This window comes from Prosthecobacter sp. (genome assembly GCF_034366625.1).
Lineage (GTDB): Bacteria > Verrucomicrobiota > Verrucomicrobiia > Verrucomicrobiales > Verrucomicrobiaceae > Prosthecobacter.
The window spans coordinates 755758-775499 of record NZ_JAXMIH010000008.1; the positions used below are offsets into that span (position 1 = coordinate 755758).

Annotated in this window: 12 protein-coding genes; 7 read left to right on the top strand and 5 right to left on the bottom strand. The window is 59.4% G+C overall.

All coding sequences use genetic code 11. From position 1 onward, the window contains the following. Positions 1–3: 3 nt before the first annotated feature. The 3 genes from U1A53_RS11475 to U1A53_RS11485 form a co-directional block, all read right to left on the bottom strand. Complete coding sequence (locus U1A53_RS11475; RefSeq protein ID WP_322281004.1) at positions 4–774, bottom strand: hypothetical protein; 771 nt, start codon at positions 772–774, stop codon at positions 4–6. Positions 775–778: 4 nt separating this feature from the next. Next, the gene (locus U1A53_RS11480; protein ID WP_322281006.1) at positions 779–2050 is read right to left on the bottom strand and encodes an amidase; all 1272 of its coding nucleotides are present in this window, start codon (positions 2048–2050) and stop codon (positions 779–781) included. Between the two features lie 128 nt (positions 2051–2178). After that, on the bottom strand, positions 2179–3558 hold the full coding sequence (locus U1A53_RS11485; protein WP_322281008.1) for a UDP-glucose 6-dehydrogenase: 1380 nt from the start codon (positions 3556–3558) through the stop codon (positions 2179–2181). A gap of 207 nt (positions 3559–3765) precedes the next feature. On the opposite strand from U1A53_RS11485, the gene U1A53_RS11490 reads away from it, so the two are divergent. The 5 genes from U1A53_RS11490 to U1A53_RS11510 all read left to right on the top strand — a co-directional run bounded on the left by U1A53_RS11490 (position 3766) and on the right by U1A53_RS11510 (position 9613). Then, entirely contained in the window at positions 3766–4650 is an 885-nt protein-coding gene (locus tag U1A53_RS11490; RefSeq protein ID WP_322281009.1) for a hypothetical protein, read from the top strand. Then, on the top strand, positions 4647–6758 hold the full coding sequence (locus tag U1A53_RS11495; RefSeq protein WP_322281011.1) for a DUF1549 domain-containing protein: 2112 nt from the start codon (positions 4647–4649) through the stop codon (positions 6756–6758). The genes U1A53_RS11490 and U1A53_RS11495 overlap by 4 nt, the downstream gene beginning before the upstream one ends. 9 nt (positions 6759–6767) lie before the next feature. Continuing rightward, on the top strand, positions 6768–8093 hold the full coding sequence (locus U1A53_RS11500; RefSeq protein ID WP_322281012.1) for a DUF1501 domain-containing protein: 1326 nt from the start codon (positions 6768–6770) through the stop codon (positions 8091–8093). 8 nt (positions 8094–8101) lie between these two features. Beyond that, positions 8102–9055, top strand: coding sequence for a WD40 repeat domain-containing protein (locus U1A53_RS11505; protein ID WP_322281014.1), 954 nt, complete (start codon positions 8102–8104; stop codon positions 9053–9055). Between the two features lie 87 nt (positions 9056–9142). Next, positions 9143–9613, top strand: a complete 471-nt coding sequence (locus U1A53_RS11510; RefSeq protein ID WP_322281015.1) for a hypothetical protein — start codon at positions 9143–9145, stop codon at positions 9611–9613. A 282-nt stretch (positions 9614–9895) separates the two neighbouring features. Here the strand turns inward: U1A53_RS11510 and U1A53_RS11515 are convergent, their stop codons facing one another. Beyond that, positions 9896–11860 carry a TIR domain-containing protein gene (locus U1A53_RS11515; RefSeq protein ID WP_322281016.1) on the bottom strand — a complete coding sequence of 655 codons (1965 nt, stop codon included), beginning with the start codon at positions 11858–11860 and terminating at the stop codon, positions 9896–9898. Positions 11861–12121: 261 nt separating this feature from the next. On the opposite strand from U1A53_RS11515, the gene U1A53_RS11520 reads away from it, so the two are divergent. Both U1A53_RS11520 and U1A53_RS11525 read left to right on the top strand, forming a co-directional pair. Beyond that, on the top strand, positions 12122–15028 hold the full coding sequence (locus U1A53_RS11520; RefSeq protein WP_322281018.1) for a patatin-like phospholipase family protein: 2907 nt from the start codon (positions 12122–12124) through the stop codon (positions 15026–15028). Positions 15029–15253: 225 nt separating this feature from the next. Then, positions 15254–16156 carry a DMT family transporter gene (locus U1A53_RS11525; RefSeq protein WP_322281020.1) on the top strand — a complete coding sequence of 301 codons (903 nt, stop codon included), beginning with the start codon at positions 15254–15256 and terminating at the stop codon, positions 16154–16156. 4 nt (positions 16157–16160) lie between these two features. On the opposite strand, the gene U1A53_RS11530 is transcribed toward U1A53_RS11525, so the two are convergent. Continuing rightward, entirely contained in the window at positions 16161–19742 is a 3582-nt protein-coding gene (locus U1A53_RS11530; RefSeq protein WP_322281022.1) for a PVC-type heme-binding CxxCH protein, read from the bottom strand.

Genomic DNA, 19742 nt, shown 5'->3' on the forward strand with positions numbered 1-19742 from the left:
CGTTTACGGCAGCTTTGCCAACGCCTCACGTCCGCGCTGCTTCAATTCAGGATCGTCGTGCTCCATGTTGGGCATCGCGAGACCTTTCTCGATGAACAGCCGCGCCTCGGCGTTTTTTCCCATCTGCGCGTAGGTGCGCCCCAGCTCGATGTAGTGGCGAAGCCGGTTGGGATTGATGGCGATGGCTGTGTCGAAGCAGGTCACGGCAGCTTCGTTTGTGGTAGTGGGCAGCTTGCCGTAAATGAGTCCACCCAGAGCGCGCTTGAGTCCGCCAATGTTAGCGAGCGCCTGATGCCAGCGGCCGAGCACATGCCAGGCCACATCGTTGCGCGGATCGAGTCGGATCGCCTTGTCGGCTCCTGCTTTGATGCGCGGCGAGGCGTCCACTTGTTCCTTGCTGCCCTGAAGCGGTAGCATCTTGCCATAAGTAATGGCGGGGGAGAGCTGCGCTTCGGAATCGTTCGGTGCAAGTGCCGCTGCACGCTGCCCATAGCCCAAGGCGATGCCGCCGAGCCGGAGCTTCTCTTCGTTCGTCCGGGCGTCGGTCATCAGATGGCGGTACTGCCGCGCGATGCGCACCAGCAGGGGGACGTTCTTTGGCTCCAGCTCTGCGGCCGGCAAATAATAGTTGAGCGCTCTGTTGGCCTGAAAGGCGCGATCGAAGACATCGCCCTTGCCGATGAGGTCGTTGGCGGACTGGGCGCGGCCTGCTGAGCAGGTCAGCAGCAGCATCGTGGCGATGACAAGGGCTTGTAGAGAAGTAGAAAGGTGCATGCAATTAGAGTTTGGTTTCGATCAATCGTCCAGCGTTCAGGAGTTCCGCCTCGCTGAGACGTGGGCCGACAAGCTGCAAGCTGGTCATGGGAACGGTCTTTCCTTTGGGCGGCATCGCGATTGGCATCGCCAGGGCAGGATTGCCCGCGAAATTCACACCCACGGTGTTTTGCATGTCGAATACCCGCCATTCAAACACGGCGTCCGAGCCCCAGAACGGCATTTTGGGCGGCAGTCCTTGCAGAGTCGGCACGGCGATGAAATCCACCTGTTTGAAGATCTGGCGGAGGTCACGCTGCCATGCGGCCTTTCGCTTTATCGCTGCTTTGTATTCGCCCTTATATTCCAGCTCTCCGGACATGATGACAAGCTTCGTCAGGAGGCTCACGCCCTTCTTGTCGGAGTATTGGGCGTCGTTGAGCCAGGCATCTGCCAGCGCCACCACTTTGCCGTCCTCCTCTGCCTGCTTCCACTTGGCCTGAAAGCTCTTGTTGAGCTTGATGACCTTGAATCCTCTTGCTGCAAGCGCGGCGTCAATAGCCTTGTCGATCTCCGGGTCGGTCCCATTCAGATAAAGCCGTCCGATGGTGATGTGCCGGGCCGAAGGTTTGTCTGCGACGGCTTGTTCATATCGGGCTGCAAAGTCTCGTTCCAGCAAATCCATACCCTGCACCAAATGATGGATGCTGCGGGCCAGCGGACCCACCGTGTCCAGGTGCTTCGGTGAGATGGGAAATACACCCTTGATGGGAACGAGTCCATAAGTCGTCTTCAAGCCGTAAACGCCGCAGCAGGCCGCCGGCACGCGGATCGAGCCGCCGGTGTCCGTGCCAAACGCCACATCTGCCATGTTCGTGGCCACCGCCATGGCCGAGCCGCTCGAAGAACCTCCGGGGATCACCTCATTTTTGCCATCCAGACGGCTTCGCGGACTGCCAAAAAAGCGGTTCTCACCGGAAACTGTCACTGCAAACTCCGTGAGATTTGTTTTCCCCACGACCCGCACATTCCGTTCCCGCGCCAGCGCCAGACACGGCGCATCCCGTGCCGCTGGAGCACTGTTCTTCGCCAAATACTCAGATCCTGCCGAAGTGACCCGGCCTTTCATGTCGATGTTGTCTTTGACCGCCAGCCGAAGTCCGGTACTGCCGGCAGGAGGGGGCCAGTAGGCGATGAAGGCATGCTCACGAGAGCGCTTCACCTGCCTTTGCTGCGAAGATGCGCAGCCATTGAAAAAGATCAGCAGTAACAGCACGCTAAAAATCGAGTGAGTCATGTCGCTGCGACGCTTGTTCATCATAAGAGCATGCATGATGATGCCGCAGCTCAGCGACAACAATGGGGTGAACACTCCATTGCGTCAGCGCGGTTTGCACAGCCGGGATGTGGGTGTGCTTACTGAGATTACCTTGCCGCCTCGTCAGACAGCGGCTTGCCGATGCTGTACACCTTGAAGCCGGTCTGGCGTAGTTTCGCGTGATCGAGCAGGCTGCGACCGTCGAAGATCCACGCGGGTTTCACCATGGACTGGTAGATGGCCTCGAAGTCGAGCTGGCGGAACTCATCCCATTCCGTGAGCACCAGCAGCGCGTGCGCGCCTTTGGCGGCCTGCACGGCGCTGGTGGCGAACTCCACGTTGGGTTCGTCGGCCTGGATGGCGAGATCTTTGCAGATCTGCGCGGTGGTGACCTTCGGGTCGTAGATCGAAACGTTGGCGCGTTCTTCCAGCAGGTCGCGGCAGATGTAGATGGCGGCGGACTCGCGGGTGTCGTTGGTGTCTTTCTTGAACGCGAAGCCGAGCACGGCGATGCGTTTGCCGGTGACGGTGTTGAACAAGGTGCGCAGCACGCGCTCGGCGAAGCGGTGTTTCTGCCAGTCGTTCATGATGATGACCTGGTCCCAATAAGCGGCGACTTCGGGCAGGCCAAAATGCCCGCAAAGATAAACGAGGTTGAGCACATCTTTCTGAAAGCATGAGCCGCCGAAGCCGACGGAGGCCTTGAGAAACTTCGAGCCGATGCGCGAGTCGGAGCCGATGGCACGGGCGACTTCATCGACGTCCGCGCCGGTTTTTTCGCAGAGAGCGGAGATGCTGTTGATGGAGGAGATGCGTTGCGCGAGGAAGGCGTTCGCGACGAGCTTGGACAGCTCGGAGGACCACAAGTTCGTGGTGAGGATGCGCTCGCGGGACACCCAGTTGGCATAGACGCTGACGAGTGTCTCCACGGCAGCCAGGCCGGCCTCGGTCTGCTCCCCGCCGATGAGGATGCGGTCGGGCTTGCTGAGATCCTTCACCGCCGTGCCTTCGGCGAGGAATTCAGGATTGGAGAGCACCTGATGCTGCAAGCCTTTGGCATTCGCGCCAAGGATGGTCTGGATGGCCTGCGCGGTGCGCACCGGGATGGTGCTCTTTTCGACGATGATCTTCGGCTCCTCGGCCACCTCGGCGATGGTGCGCGCGACGGACTCGACGAAGCGCAGGTCGGCGGCCTTGTGCGCGCCGACGCCGAAGGTCTTGGTGGGCGTGTTGACGCTGACGAAGATGATGTCGGAGTCGTGGATGCACTCTTTGACCGCGGTGGAGAAGAACAGGTTCCGCCCGCGTGCCTGGCGGACGAGATCATCGAGGCCGGGCTCATAAATGGGCAGCTCGTCGGAGTTCCAGGCCGCGATGCGATCGGCGTTGAGGTCCACCACATCGACACGGATGTGGGGGCACTGGGCGGCGATCATCGCCATGGTGGGTCCGCCGACATAGCCGGCGCCGATGCAGCAAATTCTCATGAGGGGAGGTCGGGTCAGTCAGTTGAGGGTCAGTTCACGCACCGGTGCCTTCATCGGCCGGGGCTGGCGCGAGGCCGGACTTTTGAGCAGTTGAGCAAAATATGCAATGGTGTGGTCGAGGCAGATCGTGGATAAATGAGAGCATCCAATGTTCTGCCCGGGTGTTTGACCGCCCGCGCACAACCACAACACGCCTTCATCCGTCGCATGAAACTCCTGCCATCCTCTTGCTTGCTGTCGTTCATCATCACACTCCCGCTCAGCGCCGCTGATCCCGTGTTCTCCGGCCCGCAGCCGGGCGAGGCCACGACGGCGTTCAAATCGGTGGACATCATCGGTGCGGATGCGGGCAAGGAGTGCGATGTGATCACACTCAACAACGGCGCGCCCACCGTGCTGGTGTTTGTGCATGGCCTGGAGCGCTCCATGCTGCCGCTGATGCGCGCGGTGGATGAGTACGGCGGCAAATTCAAAGACCGGCTCAAAACGGAGTTCGTCTTCCTCGCCGCCGAACGTGTCGGCGGGATGGAAAAGTACGCGCCCGCACTGAATTCGATCAAGCTCAAGGGCCGCCCGACACTGTCGGTGGATGGCGCGGAAGGGCCGGGCAACTACGGCCTCAACAAGGAATGCCTCATGACGATCATTGCCGCGAAGGATAACAAGGCGCAGGCCAGCTTTGCACTGGTGCAGCCTGGCATCGCTGATGCGGAACGTGTGATCGGTGCGATTGCCAAGATGATCGGCGATGAAAAGCCACCCACCGTCGCAGAAATCGCCGCCGCGCAGCCGCAACGAGGTGAGATGGCCCAACTTCCGATGGCGGCCAAGGGCAAAGACCCGTTTCCCGGCGCGGTGCCCACGGATGGCAAGCTTCAGTCCATGCTGCGGAGCTACATCCGCAAAGAAAACGACGATGCCACCATCGACCGCATGCTCCAGGAGGTGCGCGAGCACATCAAGGACAACGCCGATTTAAAAAAGCAGGCTCTCGACGGCTGGACGCGCATCCTGCATTTCAAAGACCGCTACGGCACTCCCTATGCGGTCAAGCAGGGCGAGGCGTTTCTCGAAGAACTCAAGAAGCCATGATCACACCCCGGCGGCTTCTGTTATTTGCGGGCGCGGTGCTCATGCCGCACCTCAAGACAGGTGCGGAGCCGTCATGGAGTTTTGCCACGCAGATCCTGCCCATCCTCACCAAGTCGGGCTGCAACACCGGCGCATGCCACGGCGCGGCCACCGGACAGGGCGGCTTCAGCCTGAGCCTGCTCGGCTACGATGCCGCCCACGATCACGCCGCCATCACGCGCGAGCTGGCCGGACGTCGCGTCGATCTGGCCGATCCCGCTCGCAGCCTTCTGCTGCGCAAAGCCTCGCGCACGATCAAGCACAAGGGTGGCCGCAAGCTGACGATTGATTCCGCGAACTATGACACACTGCGCCGGTGGATCGCCGATGGTGCTTCTTTAGGCGCGGCGACGCTTGCTGTGACCGGCCTGAGCGTGGAACCAGCCGATCTGCTGCTCCAATCGCCCGGTGATTCGCTGCCGCTGCGGGTCACCGCTCGTTATTCCGATGGCACGGCAGGTGATGTGACCGCGCTGGCACTTTACGACAGTCATGCTGATGCCGTGGCCGAAGTCTCCTCTTTAGGCGTGGTGAAAATGCTGCGCCGTGGAGCCGGTGCCGTGATGATCCGCTTTGGCGGACAGGTCACGGCGGTGCGTGCCGCCGTGCCGTTTCAAGCGGATGAAACGGCTCTCGATTTCACACCGGCCCATTTCATCGACGAACACATCGCCGCAGAACTGCGTCGTCTGCATCTGCCAGCCTCGCCACTTTCAAACGGGGCCACTTTTTTGCGACGTGTGCATCTCGATGTGACTGGAAGACTCCCAACGGAGGCCGAAGCACGCGATTTTCTCGCCCACCCTGACTCAACCGCTGCGCGTGAGGCTGTGATCGCAAGTTTACTCGGCAGCGCGGAGTTTGTCGATGTGTGGACGATGCGTCTGGCCGATGTGTTGCTCATTTCCTCAAAGAAACAGGGCGCTGAAGGCGCGCGGACCTATCACGACTGGCTGCATCAGCAAATCGCACGCAACACACCGCTCAATGGTGTCGTGAAAGCATTGCTCACCGGCCAGGGCGACATCACGCGCGACGGTCCGGCGAATTTTTACCGCCTCACCACCGATCCGCGCGACATGGGCGAGTTTGTCAGCCGCTCCCTATTGGGTGTGCGACTGGCCTGCGCACGCTGCCATCATCATCCATTCGACCGCTGGAGCATGGATGACTATTATTCCTTCGCGGGCTGGTTCGCGCAGACCGCGTTTGAGGGAACGCGAGTCGTTTTGAAGAATCGCGGCGAAGTCGAGCATCCCAAGACACGCAAACCAATGCTGCCGCGCACGCTGGGCGATTTACCGACCGCGGAGCTTCCTTCTGATCGTCGTGTGTTGCTCGCGGAGTGGGCAGTGAGCGCTGAGAACCCGTTTTTCGCTCGCACTCTGGTGAATCGCGTCTGGAAGCATCTCATGGGACGTGGGCTGGTCGAACCGGTGGATGATCTGCGCGCCAGCAATCCCGCCAGCATGCCTGCGCTGCTGGATGCGCTCGCGGATGACTTCGTGAAGCATGATTACGATCTGCGGCATCTTGTGCGCACAATTGCGGCCTCACGCGCTTATCAGCTCGCTTCGACCTCCAGCGGTGTGAACCGCCTTGACGATCAATTTGGCTCGCATGCGCGCGTCAAGCCGCTGACCGGCCCCGTTTTGGCCGATGCGCTGTCCCAGGTCATTGGAGGCAGTTTTTTGCCGGACGGAAAGCGCGCGGTGCAGATGCACGATCCGGCGGCGGAATCCTACACTCTCGACGTGCTGGGCCGCTGCCCGCGCACCGACGAATGCGGCAATCCCGCGCTCTTTGGAGGCGGTTTGTCACAGGCGCTGCATCTGCTCAATGGCGAGGACTTTAACCGCAGTCTGCGCGAGTCCGTGGCACAACGAAAGGATGACAACATCGCCGTGATGATCGAATCGTTTTATCTGCGCGCCCTGAGCCGCATGCCGACCACCGCAGAACGCACCCACTGGCTGGCGCAGGCCTCACGCGCGAAGAACCGTGCTGCCTTTGGCGAAGATTTGCTCTGGGCGCTGCTCAACAGCCGCGCATTTGCCTTCGTTCATTAAATCACCCTCATGAATGCCTCATCTTCATCTCCGCTCCGCCGCTGCGATGGCATCGTGCGCCGTGATTTCCTGCATGTCGGCCTGATGTCCGCGTTTGGACTCAGTTTGGCCGATCTGTTGCGACTCCAAGCCTCAGCAGCGTCGCCGAAGACTAAAGCGAAGTCCTGCATTCTCATCTGGCTCGATGGCGGGCCGAGTCATCTCGACACCTTTGACCCAAAACCTGACGCGCCGGTGGAAATCCGCGGCCCGTTCAAGGCCATTGGGACTGATGTGGCGGGCATTCAGCTTTGCGAGCATCTGCCGCAAACCGCGCGTGTGATGAAGCATGTCGCGCTGGTGCGCTCGCTCACGCATGAGCTGGGCAATCATGACACCGGCAGCCATTACCTGCTGACCGGCCATCGCCCGACGCCTGCGCTGCAATATCCGAGCCTTGGCAGCATCGTTGCGCGCGAAGGTGGGAATGGAGCCGCGCTGCCGCCCTATGTGACGATTCCCGACAGCGTGCCGTCCTTGCGCGCCGGTTATCTGCCTGCGGCCTTCGGACCGTTTGCCATCGGCGGCGATCCCTCCAAGCCCGGCTATCGCGTGCGCGATCTGCAACCGCCCGACTGGATCAGTTTCGACCGCGTCGAACAACGCCGCTCCATGCAGCAACAGCTTGATCAATTCACCCGCACTTTGGAAGAAAGCGACGACACCCGTGCGCGTGACCGCTTCTTTGAACAGGCTCATCAATTGATCGCCTCACCCGTCGCCCGTGCCGCCTTTGATCTGGAGCAGGAAGCACCGCAAACGCGCCAGCGTTACGGTCATCGGCGCATCGGCGCCGGTTGTTTGCTCGCTCGGCGGCTGGTGGAAGCAGGTTCGCGTTTCGTCAGCGTGGTGGATCGCGGCTGGGACACGCATCAGGACATCGCCCGCACCCTTCCGGATGCTCAGTTTCCCGGCAGCGGCAAAGTGCCGGACATGGATCGCGCCTATGCCGCCTTGCTCACCGATCTGCACGAACGCGGCCTGCTCGAAAGCACGCTGGTCGTGATGATGGGCGAGTTTGGTCGCACGCCGAAGCTCAACAGCATCGCCGGTCGCGATCACTGGCCGCGCGCGGGCTTTGCCTGCTTTGCCGGTGGCGGCGTGCGCGGCGGCCAGCTCATCGGCCGCACCGACGCCCACGGCGAAACCCCCGACGAACGCCCCGTCCGTCCCGAAGACATCGCGCAGAGCATTCTCGGCCTGCTCGGTGTGGACACCGATGCCGAGTATCAAACTCCAGCGGGCCGGCCGATGAAAATCCTCACCGGCGGCGAGTTTGTGAGCGAGCTGACATGAATGGCATAATGAAAACGCTGATCGCTTTCATTCTGCTAACCACGGTTGGCTGCGCTGTCGATGCTGTGCCCGTCACCGCCCTGACTTTCACGCCCGACGGCAAGCAGCTCGTTTACAACACTGCCTTTGGCCTCGTCATTCGCGATCTAGACGACAAGGCGATGCCGAAATCACTGCTCGAACTCGACTGGCCCAAGATCACCGCTGCCGCCTTTGATCCATCCGGCCGCTGGCTCGCCGTTGCCGGTGGCGTGCCAGGAGAAAAAGGAAGTGTGTTGTTGTTTGACTGGCAGACGAAACGCATTGCCGCACGCTGGGAGGAGGCCGCCGATCTCATCACTGCCGTCGCCTGGACTCACGCCGGCGGCAAACTCGCGGCAGCGTGTCATGATCAGTCCGTGCGCGTGTTCGTCGTGGGAAAAGACACGCCGCTGACGCAGCCAATGACCTTGTCCGACCATACGCGCCCCGTTTTCGCCGTCGCCTTCAGTCCCGATGACAAACTGCTCGTCAGCGCCGGTGCCGATCGCACGCTGAAAATCTGGGACACCGCAACTGACAAACTCGAACGTACTCTCGCACACCACACCGACGCCGTTCACTGCCTCGCCTTCCGTCCGCAGCATACGGGCAACTACTGTGCCAGCGGCGGTGCCGACCAGACCGTGCGTGTGTGGCAGCCCGCTATCGGCCGCATGGTGCGCATCGTCCGCCATCACGACGGCGCTGTGTTTGCCCTCGCCTGGCATCCCCAGGGCGACCACCTCTTCTCCGCCGGTCAGGAAGGCCTCGTCCGTATCATCGACGCCGACAGCGACCGCGTCCTGCACTCCTGGCAAGCGTCACAGGATTGGATCTACCGCCTAGCCATTAGTGCTGACGGCAATCATCTCGTCACTGGCGCGTGGAATGGTGACGTGAAGGTGTGGAATCTCGCCGAGGCTCCTGCATCGAACCGTTGATGAGGCATTCCGGCCGTCAGAAAAATCTTTTGCCTAAGAACAGGTAAAACTTGCCGGACTGCCGGGCAGTTATCAGAATCATGCCCCATGAAGCGCGGTGACTTTCTGCAAAAATGGGGCCTGTCCTCCCTGAAACTCAATCTCGGCTTCATGGAGGGCGAGTTCAAACCCAGCGATCCCGACAAAGCCGCCGCCTGGGAGCTGTACGTCGAGCTGCTCACCCGCATCACCACACAGGCCCTGCCCGTCGAGCACGGCGATGAAAAAACCGCCCTCGACAGCGTCTTTGCCATTTTTCCGCTCACCCGCGAGATCCTGCGGAAGCACGGCCCCAGCAACGAATTCGCCAAGCTCGCCATCCCCGTCCTGAACCAGATCATCCGCCCCTTCACGGCCAAGTGGCACAAACTGTCCCTCGCCGGAGCCTTCAGCGATGCGGCGCAATGCCAGGCCTTCCGCACCGAACTCACCACCCTACAACCGCAGCTCCGACATTACACCCAAGCTCTCGCCGCGATGGCGTGTGTGGAGGATTTGACGGGCCTGGAACAACAATGAACTGACCACTCAAAACGTAAGCCGCCACTATTTGACGTGCTGTGAAAGCTGAACCCTCTGTGTCCGCCATCGTATGATGGTGAAGCATTTTCCGAAGTCCATGTGCATGGATCTGGCAGCGCCAGATTTGATTCGACGCACGACCATCATTTTGCACAGCACCTGCACATTCTGGAGAGCAAAGCATTCCACCGTGAGTTCCTGCTTTCTGGCCTTGATTCTCCATTTGCCCCCGGCGTTGGCTGGCTCCGATATGGCTGTCGAGTGTTTTTCAAACGCGGCCTAGCCATTGGGGTTCTTTTCAGTGATTCCCCAGATGAGTTTGTTCAACGCATCTTCAGAGAAGCCTGCGCGAAAATCCACCCATGTGCGATTTCCAAGAAGCAATGGTAAATCGGGCTTTTCTCCAGTGCCTGGCAATAGCACGGGAATCACGGGGCGCTTGTCCCGAACGGCAAGGCCAAGGGCGATCTGCATCTCTTCAGATTCCCAATCACCCAAACCATTGCCACCAACAAGGATAATGATGCTCTTTGAATTTTTCACCCCCATCTCCAGCGATGCCTGCCAGGGAACGCCTGGTGGAAGCTCGTGTTCATCATACCAGACAGTCAGTTTTTTACGCAGTAGTTGCTGCTTTAATTCACGCGCAAAATTCTTGTCTCCGCTGTGGTGGCTCAAAAACACGTCAAATTGTCGTCCGCGCGTTCCCAACCCTGACTTCCTGTCGTGGGCTGGGGTGTTTTCGCGCAAGCGCTGGATTATGAAACCGTAGGCAACAGATCCCAGCGCCATCACCCCCCGCCGGGAAATCCTCACCAGTTTGACGTCCTCCAAAAGCTGACACTGCCCTAGCCGCTTCACGATTTCCCCCCGGAAGTGTGCGGTAAGGATCGGGTAATCCTTGCCTTCCAGCATATGGTCTGCATCACTGAGCCGCAGGCGGCCGCTTGCGAGGATGCAGATGCCTTCGAATTCAGGCTCATACTCTTTGAAGTCGATGACTCCACGGTTCCAGGGTATGTCCTCCTCCTTTGCATTATTAAGCAATGTGATCCATGGACGCGCGGGCAATTGCGACATCTCTTCGGACTCAGAAATGCCAGGAAAGTAATTTGTGGTCCTCCACATGTTTTCAATGATCTTGGACAAGAGCTTTCGACGAAAGTTTGCCTCAAGCGGCACTCCGACCTCAGACTGGCCAAATCTCACAAACAGTTCGTCTGGATTAAAAGCGAGCAGTGCTGAGTCCTCCATGCATATCAGCGTGGCGGTTCGTGGTCGATGCAAGGCAAATGCGAGATCCCCAACCAAGTCTCCAGGGCCCATAAAAAGGAGTTTTGAGGGAATGGCTTCAGACGGCTCTTTCTTCGGGAAGAACACACCAACGTGCCCCTTGAGGATTAAAAACATCGTTGTTCCATGGTCACCATGCTCGCAGATCGTCTCACCGCGGCGGCGCTCCACTAAGGCGCTTGCACTCACTATTTCGAACCCGAACTGCGCGTCACGCAGAAGATCATCGATCAGATTTTGCTCCTGCTGGTGACGAATGCCCTTGGTTGCCAATTCACGCAGCGCATTTTTTGCAAGACGATTTTGCGGATCGATTTCAAGCAGCCTCTTGGACTGGTATACGACCTCAAAGTACTGGCCGGCTTCCACGGCCTCACGAAGTAGAATGCGGCTGGGGGGCAGCGAACATTCCCACGTTGACTGGAACACCCCAGTTGCGGAGAGGAGAAAGACCGTCTGGCCGGGCATGCTGGCAGGCTGGATGTGATGTTCTTCATGGAAGCTGATCCCTTGTTCCGAAGCGCCATGCCCGGCCTCAATCCATTCTTTGAATTCTTTCGTAACTATGACCCGTTCCGGATCCCCGAATGGCAGGAGCCTTCCTGCCAGATTGATCCCGAGGCCAACTAATTGCACACGCTCGTCTGCGCCTTTGATCGACTCTGCAACACCACAGCTTCCAGTGATCCGCAGGCGGACGCCTGCTTGTATCGACCAGTTGCGAAGGCCCAGTATTAACTTTAACGCGCCCTGGGTTGTCCCCTCCTGGGGAAATGCAACATGACCGCCGTCGCCACCCGACGCCCAAATGACCTGTCCTGGTTGTGCAACTCGCATTATATCGCCGACAATTTCATTGATTGCCGCGACGTTGTCCGTTTGCTTCTGCAAACTTGGCTCCGATGAATGCGAGACAATGTCGCAGGAAACAAAGGCGTAGTTGTTGGCCATATCCGTAACAATTATTGCGGGGTTCTTATTATATATGGGCTGCCATTGGAAGCATTGATTTACAGAATTGCAAAAGGTGCGGCGTACCATCCGAAGTTTTTCCAGGATGTGCTTCGCCTGGCGCTAATCGCAACGTTCGACAAAAAGACTTGGGTATTCGAACGTACGCCGCCTCTTACTTCCTATGAAGAACTGCCGCAGGTTTTTTCTTTTCAAAACGAGCCATGAGGCGCAACTTTGATGTTCTTGCCTTTTCCGACCATGCCCATCACACCTTCTGACAAAACCGCCGCGCATTCTCTTTGGGTCGAACTCGCCACCCGCATCACTACGCAGCGCCTCCACTATCGCTCCGGCGATGAAGAGACGGCGGCGCGGAGCATTCATGCGCTCTTTGGCAAAACGCGGGAGTTGATGGAGAAGAATCCGGAGGCGATGAAGTTTCAGGAAGTGGCGGGGCGGATGCTCAATCACACGATCCGGCCGTTCACGGCGCGCTGGCATGGGTGGATGGTGCCGGACGCGAATTTGAAGGACAAGGATGGGCAGCCGCTGGCGAAGTTTCGTGATCCGCAGGTGCGGCGATTGTTTCGAGCGGAACTGCGGGAGTTGCAGCCGTATTTGCTGGGATATCAGAAGGCGTTTGATCTGATGCGGCAGGGAAAGGATAAGGATGCCAAGGGTGTGACCATCGAGGCATTGGTGCAGCCGGCGAAGCGATTGCTGGAGCAGTTAAGCAAGGAGTGCCGGGGGCCGCTGGGTGTTTCTTTGGGAACCGATCTGGAACTGAGCGTGGGTGATGAGGTGGAAGTGGCGGGGAACGTGACGCTGGACCAGATCGTCGAGGAGGAGCGAAAAGAGATTTTCGCACGCCGAACTGCATTGAACATGTTGCAGATGGGCGACAAGGAATCCCATGTTTCCAACGTCTCCGGTCTGGCGCTCTCCGGCGGCGGCATCCGCTCGGCGACGTTTTGTCTGGGCATCGTGCAGGTGCTGGTGCAGCTTGGATTGTTCCGGCGCTTCGACTACCTCTCCACGGTGTCCGGCGGCGGCTATTTGGGCACTTTTCTCAGCACGGCGCTTGGAACGCGGCAGGAAGGTGACGAGTCATCGAACACGAAGGATTCAGCGGTCAAAAAGATCGATGATGTGTTTCAACGGCAGGAAGGCATCGAATCCGGGCTGGTGCGGCATTTGCGGAACAACAGCAAGTATCTGCTGAATGGCGGGCTGACGACCAAGCTGGAAATCGGCGGGCTGCTCATCAGCGGTATTCTCTGGAACATGCTGATGCTGCTTCCGTTGCCATTGTTTGCGGCTTTGATCGCCTATCATCTGCAAATATGGCTGTGGGGAGGGACCATCACGACCGGAACCTTTGCACATCCGGACTGGAGCCAAGGATCGGCGGCTTCGGTGGCGATCTTCTTCGGCGTAGCGCTGGTGGTCACCTGGGCCGTCCAGCCGGTGGTGAAAATGTTCACCCATGGCGCAGATCCCAAGTCATCGGGCATGATCGCACGCAACTGCTTGGAGCGGCTCACGCCGTGGATCGGAGTGCTCTTCCTGGCGACGGCATTTGTGAACTGCATCCCAACACTGTTTTACGGCTACGAGATGCTGAGAAAGTTCGTGAACGAAATCAATCCGGACTGGTTCCACTCCAAGAAGATCAACGATTTGCTGGGGGTGTCCGCCGGGGGGATGCTTTCGGCCGGATTGGGCCTGCTGGCGGCCCGGCTGGCCCCTCGCAGGGAACTGTTGAGGAAACTGGCGGTGAAGCTGTTCATCATCAGCGGCCCGCTCCTCCTGTTGCTGGTGTTTCTCGCCGTGGGCAATCGCATGGGCCTCGGCAGGACGATTGAGCTGGTGCCGACCGTTTCGTTCATGGGCATGCCTTTTTTGGTTCCGTCTGTTGATTTCTGGACGGAGGCGCAAACGCAGTGGAGCGCCGGGTGGGTTCTGCTGGTCACGCTCGGGATCACCGCCTGGGGCTGGCTGGGGGTGAACATCAACACGCTGGCTCCGCACATCTACTACCGGAACAGCCTGTGCGGCTGCTACATGGTGCGGCGTATTGCGGAGGCGCAGGAGAAACTTCAGTGCATCAAGCGCTGGTTGTCGGGCGAGAAAGTGCAGGGCCGCGCCGAGGTGCTGCAACGCGTGCGGTTTGAGTCCATGAACAAGGATCTCACAGCCCCCTATCACTTGCTCAATATGACGTTGAACGTGCCGAGCAGTGACAACAAGAACCTCCGTGGTCGCGCCAGCGATTTCTTTGTGGCGAGCCGGCTGTTCTGCGGTTCGCCGCTCACGGGCTACAAGAAGACTGCCGAAGTCGTGGCGGTGGACCCGCACTTCGACCTCGGCACCGCCATGGCGGTGTCCGGTGCGGCCGCATCGACCAGCATGGGCTGGAAGTCCCTGCCGAACTTTCGCTTCCTGATGACGCTCTTCAATGTGCGTCTCGGCTACTGGCTGCGCTGGAGCGACAAAGCCGTCCGCGAGAACTCGCCATGGAACAAGCCCGGGCCTTGGTATTTTCTCAGAGAGATGTTTGGCATTATGAGCGAGAAGAATCGCTACCTGAATCTCTCGGACGGTGGTCACATCGAGAATCTCGCCGTCTATGAACTGCTGCGCCGTCAGACGAAGTTCATCGTCTGTGTGGATGGCGGCCAGGAGCCGGGCATGGAATGCACGGATCTCATCCGCCTCCAACGCTACGCGGAGATCGATCTGGGCATTTGCATGCACTACGATCTGCTCGACCTGGCCCTGCTGCCGGAAAAGAACTGCCGTGCCTACGGACTGCTGGTGAAGATCGACTACGAGCCTGAGGCGAATCATCCGCCGGAGAAGGCGAAACTGGGCTGGATGCTTTATCTCAAGCTGGCGATGACCGGCACGGAACCGGTCTATGTGCTGGATTACCGCCGCGAAAACCCATTTTTCCCGCACGAGACCACGGGAGATCAGATCTTCGATGAAGCTCAGTTCGAGGCTTATCGACATCTTGGCGAATGCGCTATGGAGAGCTTCTTTCGTGACGAACTGCTGGACAAGCAGCCGGAGAATTTGAGCGAGTGGTTTGAATCTCTATGCAGCCACCTGCTGCCCGACAACGACGAAGCCGTGGTCAAACACACGAAGGCGGCCAAATAGGTCATTGAAATTCCGAGTTGCGTCAGCCGTTGTCAGCGCCACTCTCCGCACGTCTGATGAACCTCAAACCTGCCAGCCGAATTGCGATTCGTGCCGTTGTAAAAACGGTACGCGCCTTTTGGCATGACTAACTCCACGGTTTGAGGAACCTGCGCTGAAAGCGATCATCATTTAAAAACGATCAGACACATGATGCCAGAAGGTAGCCCTCAGACCGGCGCCTCCATGAGCACTCATACATCTGAACTCCAATATCATTCACGGCACGGCACGATCGCGATGCTCGTCTCGTTGACCTGTTTCACCGGCAATGCGCTGCTGCTCAAGGTGCTGTCTTCCAGCCGTCATGTCGATCCCTGGATGTCGCTCGCGTTTCGCGCCGTGCTTGGATTGCTGGTGACCGTTGTGCTGTTCGCGCCTGCGGGTTCTTTGGAACTGCGGCGCTCGTTTCAAAGCTGGCTACTGGCCTCGCGCGGCATCCTGGGAGCCATCGGCACGGCTGCGTATTATGTCACCATCGGTCCGCTCGGGGCTGGGAAGGCCACGCTTATTGGCAACACCTGGACGGTCTTTGCCGCGATCATGGCGGCCTTCGTTCTGCACGAGAGACTCGGTTTGGTGAAGCTCGGTGGCATTCTGCTGGCGTTGTTCGGTCTAGGATTGCTCACGGGCATGGCTCCGGGCACGCTGACGCAGTTTGGGCAGTATGAAATCATCGCCCTGGTCGGCGCAGTGCTCGCGGCGGCAGTCGTGGTGGTCATTCGTCAGCTCACGCGCACGGAAACCAGCGCCACCATTTTCGCTTCGCAGTGCGTGTATGGCGTGCTGCTTGCCGTGCCCATCGCGTGGATGAATTTCACTTCGCTAAACTGGACGGATGTCGCGCTGCTCTCCGCCGCGGCGATGTGCGCCACCTTCGGCCAGCTTGCGATGACGGAAGGCTTTCGCTATCTCTCTGTCGCCGCGGGTGGAGCCTTTCAAGTCACCGTGCCGGTCATCATCACGATCTGCAGCATCAGCCTGTTTGCCGAAACCTTCACCACGCCGCAGGTCATTGGCTCCATCCTCGTGCTGTGGGGCAGCTTTCAGACCGTGGTGGGAGGAAGAACGAGGAAAACGGCGGCCTGAAGCGCTACTTCGTCAGTTCATCCTGCGTCCAGAACGCCGCGCGGTCCGCCGTGGCCGCGCGCACTGTTTTCACCTGCTCCGGCGTCACTGCGGCGGCCTTGTTGTTGAAATTCGCACGCACGTAGCTCAGTACATCGGCGATCTGCTGGTCGTTGAGACCCATCGGCGGCATCGGCAGCGGCGCGAGCTGTTTGAATTCCTCACCATTCACGCGAATCGGCCCGCTGAGGCCGTGCAGCAGCATCTTGATCAGCCGCTCAGGATTGCCAGCCGACCAGTCACTGCCCGCAATCGAAGGATAAATCCCCGGCAGCCCTTTGCCCTCCGGCTGATGACAATTCAAGCACAGAGCATCATACACGAGCTTCCCCGGATGCTCGACCACTGCTGCCGCACTCGCGATCTGTTTCACATAGGCTGCATGATTGCCCAGCTTCAAAGCAGCCAACTGTGGCTGCCACAACGGTTTCAAACTCTTCACCACCTGCTTGAGCGCATAGTCGATGAACTTGTCTGTCGGCTTGTCGAGTACTTGCACGACCACTTCGACGGTCTCCGGCTTCAAAACACGCGCACAGGCCACCACGGCCTCCAATCGCACGCGCGGATGCTCGTCACGCACCGCCTGGGCCAAAAGCTCCAGTGATCCAGCCGCCCGCGCACCATAAGCGCGCACGCGAGCATCCTTCGCTTTCAACAAACGCTTCACCAATTCAACCCGCGGCGATTCATGCGATTCAAACACGCCACAGACCTCCATCAGCAAGTGCTCGTCGTCGTTATTGGCGATGAAAGCATCCGCCGTTTTCAACACGTCATCCGCTGGCGCATCAAACAGCAGCCGCTTCGCCTGATAGCGCGTCCAGCGCTCCGGCGACTTCAGTTGTTCGAGCAACTCCGCCGGTTTCATTTCCGTCAGCGCGGGTTGTTTGACTGGCGTACGGCCTTTCGCCGTGATGCGCCAGATGCGGCCATGCGTGCGATCACGACGCGGATCGGCATAGCTGGCCTGGTAGTGGCCGATCACCGGATTGAACCAGTCGCACAGATACATCGCACCATCCGGGCCGATGCTCACATCCACCGGCCGAAACGAGGTGTCGCTCGATTTCACCAACTTCGGCAACTGCGAGCTCTTGAAGCCCGACGCATCATCTTCCAGCCGATGCAGCTCGACCACGCTGCCAAAGTAGCCGCCGATCAAGGCGCAGCCCTGAATGTCATCCGGCAGCGCCTTCGTGCCGATGAATTCGAGGCTGTTCGTCTTCGGATTGGAATCAAACAGCGCCCCAGTTGGGTGGTATTCATCGGGATCAGCCAGCGCCACGAGTCCAGGCACGCTGTAATAGCCTGCCGGGCGATCACCGCTCTTGTGAAAGACCTGATTGTAGTCATCAAACGCCACGCCCCAGCAGTTGTGACCCGCCTTGCCCCCGTTAAAGTAGCCTTCCATCTTCTGCGTGCGCGCATTCAGTTTCCAAACGCCTGCTTTCTCCAGCCGCGCCAGCCCATGGGCCGTTTCCACGCGTGAAAAGGCATGCAGGCCCTGCGTGAACCACAGCGCGCCATCAGGACCATGGCAGATCGAGTTCGCGAGTTGGTGCGTGTCGCCAATGCCGAAGCCGGAGAACAGCACGGTCTTCTCATCCGCCTTGCCATCGCCATTCGTGTCCTTCAAATGCACGATCTGGTCGAAGTCGCACACATAAACGCCGCCAGCACCCGGCTCAACGCCTTGCACCATCGTCAGACCTTCCGCAAAGCGCGTCGATTTGTCCGCCTTGCCGTCACCATTCGTGTCTTCGAGCACCAGGATGAAATCCGATGGCTTCACGCCCGGCAGCGCCTGCGGATACGTCGGCGAACACGCCACATACAGCCGCCCACGCTCATCCCACGAGAATTGGGTTGGTTTGGCGACACCTTCCACCTCTGAGGCGAAGAGATTCATCTCATAACCTTCCGCCACGGTGAATGCGGCCATCTGCTGCTCGGGCGTGAGCACCGTCTCGGTGATCGTTCGTAGTTCGGGCTTCAGCCCGTCTTCCACCTTCTCGCCTTTCGCCAGCGCATGAATTCGCGCATCCAGCTTCGCGACCAGAGGCTTGCGTGCTTCAAAGCTCTCCCGCAGCGAAGGCGCATCCTGCGCCGGCTTGCCAAACATCTGCGTCACACGGTCGCCGTAAACGAAGGACCAGTTCGCCGGACGCCAGCAGTCGAACCACAGGCGGTTTTTCTCCACAATCGCCGCTTTGAGTGCCGTGAGATCATCCGCATCACTCGCTGAAGCCCCAAGCTGCTGCGCAATCTCGCGCGCCACTGTCCGCAGTCCCAGCGCATTCAAATGCAGTCCGTTGTCTGTGATGCGCGCCTTGGCCGCCGGGATCGACAGCGGCGTGAACAGATCGACAAAGATCGCGCCGCGCTGCTTTGCCACTTCGCGCACCGCTTCCGCATACGCCTTCACATCCGCATTCCGCAGCGTCAAATCCGGCGTATGCGACGCCACCGGCTTCTCAAACGGCATTGGCGACACGAGCACGATGCGCGGCGTGTGCGACGCAAACTGATCCAGCAGCCGATGATACGCCGATTTGAACTCCGTGATCCGCTTCACGCCATCAAACGACTCAACCTGCCCGAATTGCGCGATCACGATGCCCGCGCCCGCCGCGTCGAGTTGTGCTTTCCAGTCGCCGAAGTTCAAATCGCGCCATTGCTCATACACCGTGTCGCCTTCCCAGGCCATCGAGCGAAAACGCGGCTGCTTCGCCGCAAAGGCCATGCCCAGCACTGCTTCCAGATCACCAGCCTTTTGATCACGCACCAGATTCTCCTGTCCGGCCATCACGATGACTTCATTCGCCTCCAAAGTGAACTTTCCATCCTGAAACGGCGCATGCTTCGCCACGCCCGAACCCGGATTGCCGAAGCGGTTCAGCACATCCTTTTCCTCCGGTACCATCGCGTCTGGCAGCGCGTCGATGGTGATGTTGCGGAAGGAGATCTGCGCCTTGCACTTGCCATGGATTTGCAGCGCGATCAGCCCCTTCAGGTCGATCCCCGGCTCACGCTCCGTGTAGTCCACGGTGCGCACACCATTCACGAAAAGCTGAATGCGCTGCTCCTCGGCGCGAATCATGTATTGGTTCCACTCACCCGGCTTCTCCGCCTTCTCGATCAGTTCCTTCGCCGGCTGCGCCAGCATCTTCTTGCGGCGCGATTCATCGTAAAGGCAGCCGGAGTAACCCGCGCCGATGTCCGCCTGAAACCCCGACATCTCGTTCGGCGGCTGCGGGATGCGCACGCTGCGGAACTGCACGCCACCGTTCACAAACCCCTCCGTACCCTCCAGCTTGTATTGCAGCTTTAGGATGAAGTTCCGATACACCTTCTTCGATGTCAGGAACTCATTCTGCGGATTTCCCTCCAGCGAGCCACCCACGATCACGCCATCCTGCACCCGCCAGACCTTGGTCTTCTCGCCGTCCCAGCCGTTGAGTGTTTTGCCATCGAACAACGACACCGGTTCGGCGGAAGCAGAGACCAGCAGGGAAAACAGGGCGAGCAGGGGGAGTGTGCGCAT

Coding starts and splice junctions, on each gene's coding strand:
- U1A53_RS11475 (WP_322281004.1), bottom strand. CDS start 774: ATGCACCTTTCTACTTCTCTACAAGCCCTTGTCATCGCCACGATGCTG.
- U1A53_RS11480 (WP_322281006.1), bottom strand. CDS start 2,050: ATGACTCACTCGATTTTTAGCGTGCTGTTACTGCTGATCTTTTTCAAT.
- U1A53_RS11485 (WP_322281008.1), bottom strand. CDS start 3,558: ATGAGAATTTGCTGCATCGGCGCCGGCTATGTCGGCGGACCCACCATG.
- U1A53_RS11490 (WP_322281009.1), top strand. CDS start 3,766: ATGAAACTCCTGCCATCCTCTTGCTTGCTGTCGTTCATCATCACACTC.
- U1A53_RS11495 (WP_322281011.1), top strand. CDS start 4,647: ATGATCACACCCCGGCGGCTTCTGTTATTTGCGGGCGCGGTGCTCATG.
- U1A53_RS11500 (WP_322281012.1), top strand. CDS start 6,768: ATGAATGCCTCATCTTCATCTCCGCTCCGCCGCTGCGATGGCATCGTG.
- U1A53_RS11505 (WP_322281014.1), top strand. CDS start 8,102: ATGAAAACGCTGATCGCTTTCATTCTGCTAACCACGGTTGGCTGCGCT.
- U1A53_RS11510 (WP_322281015.1), top strand. CDS start 9,143: ATGAAGCGCGGTGACTTTCTGCAAAAATGGGGCCTGTCCTCCCTGAAA.
- U1A53_RS11515 (WP_322281016.1), bottom strand. CDS start 11,860: ATGGCCAACAACTACGCCTTTGTTTCCTGCGACATTGTCTCGCATTCA.
- U1A53_RS11520 (WP_322281018.1), top strand. CDS start 12,122: ATGCCCATCACACCTTCTGACAAAACCGCCGCGCATTCTCTTTGGGTC.
- U1A53_RS11525 (WP_322281020.1), top strand. CDS start 15,254: ATGAGCACTCATACATCTGAACTCCAATATCATTCACGGCACGGCACG.
- U1A53_RS11530 (WP_322281022.1), bottom strand. CDS start 19,742: ATGCGCACACTCCCCCTGCTCGCCCTGTTTTCCCTGCTGGTCTCTGCT.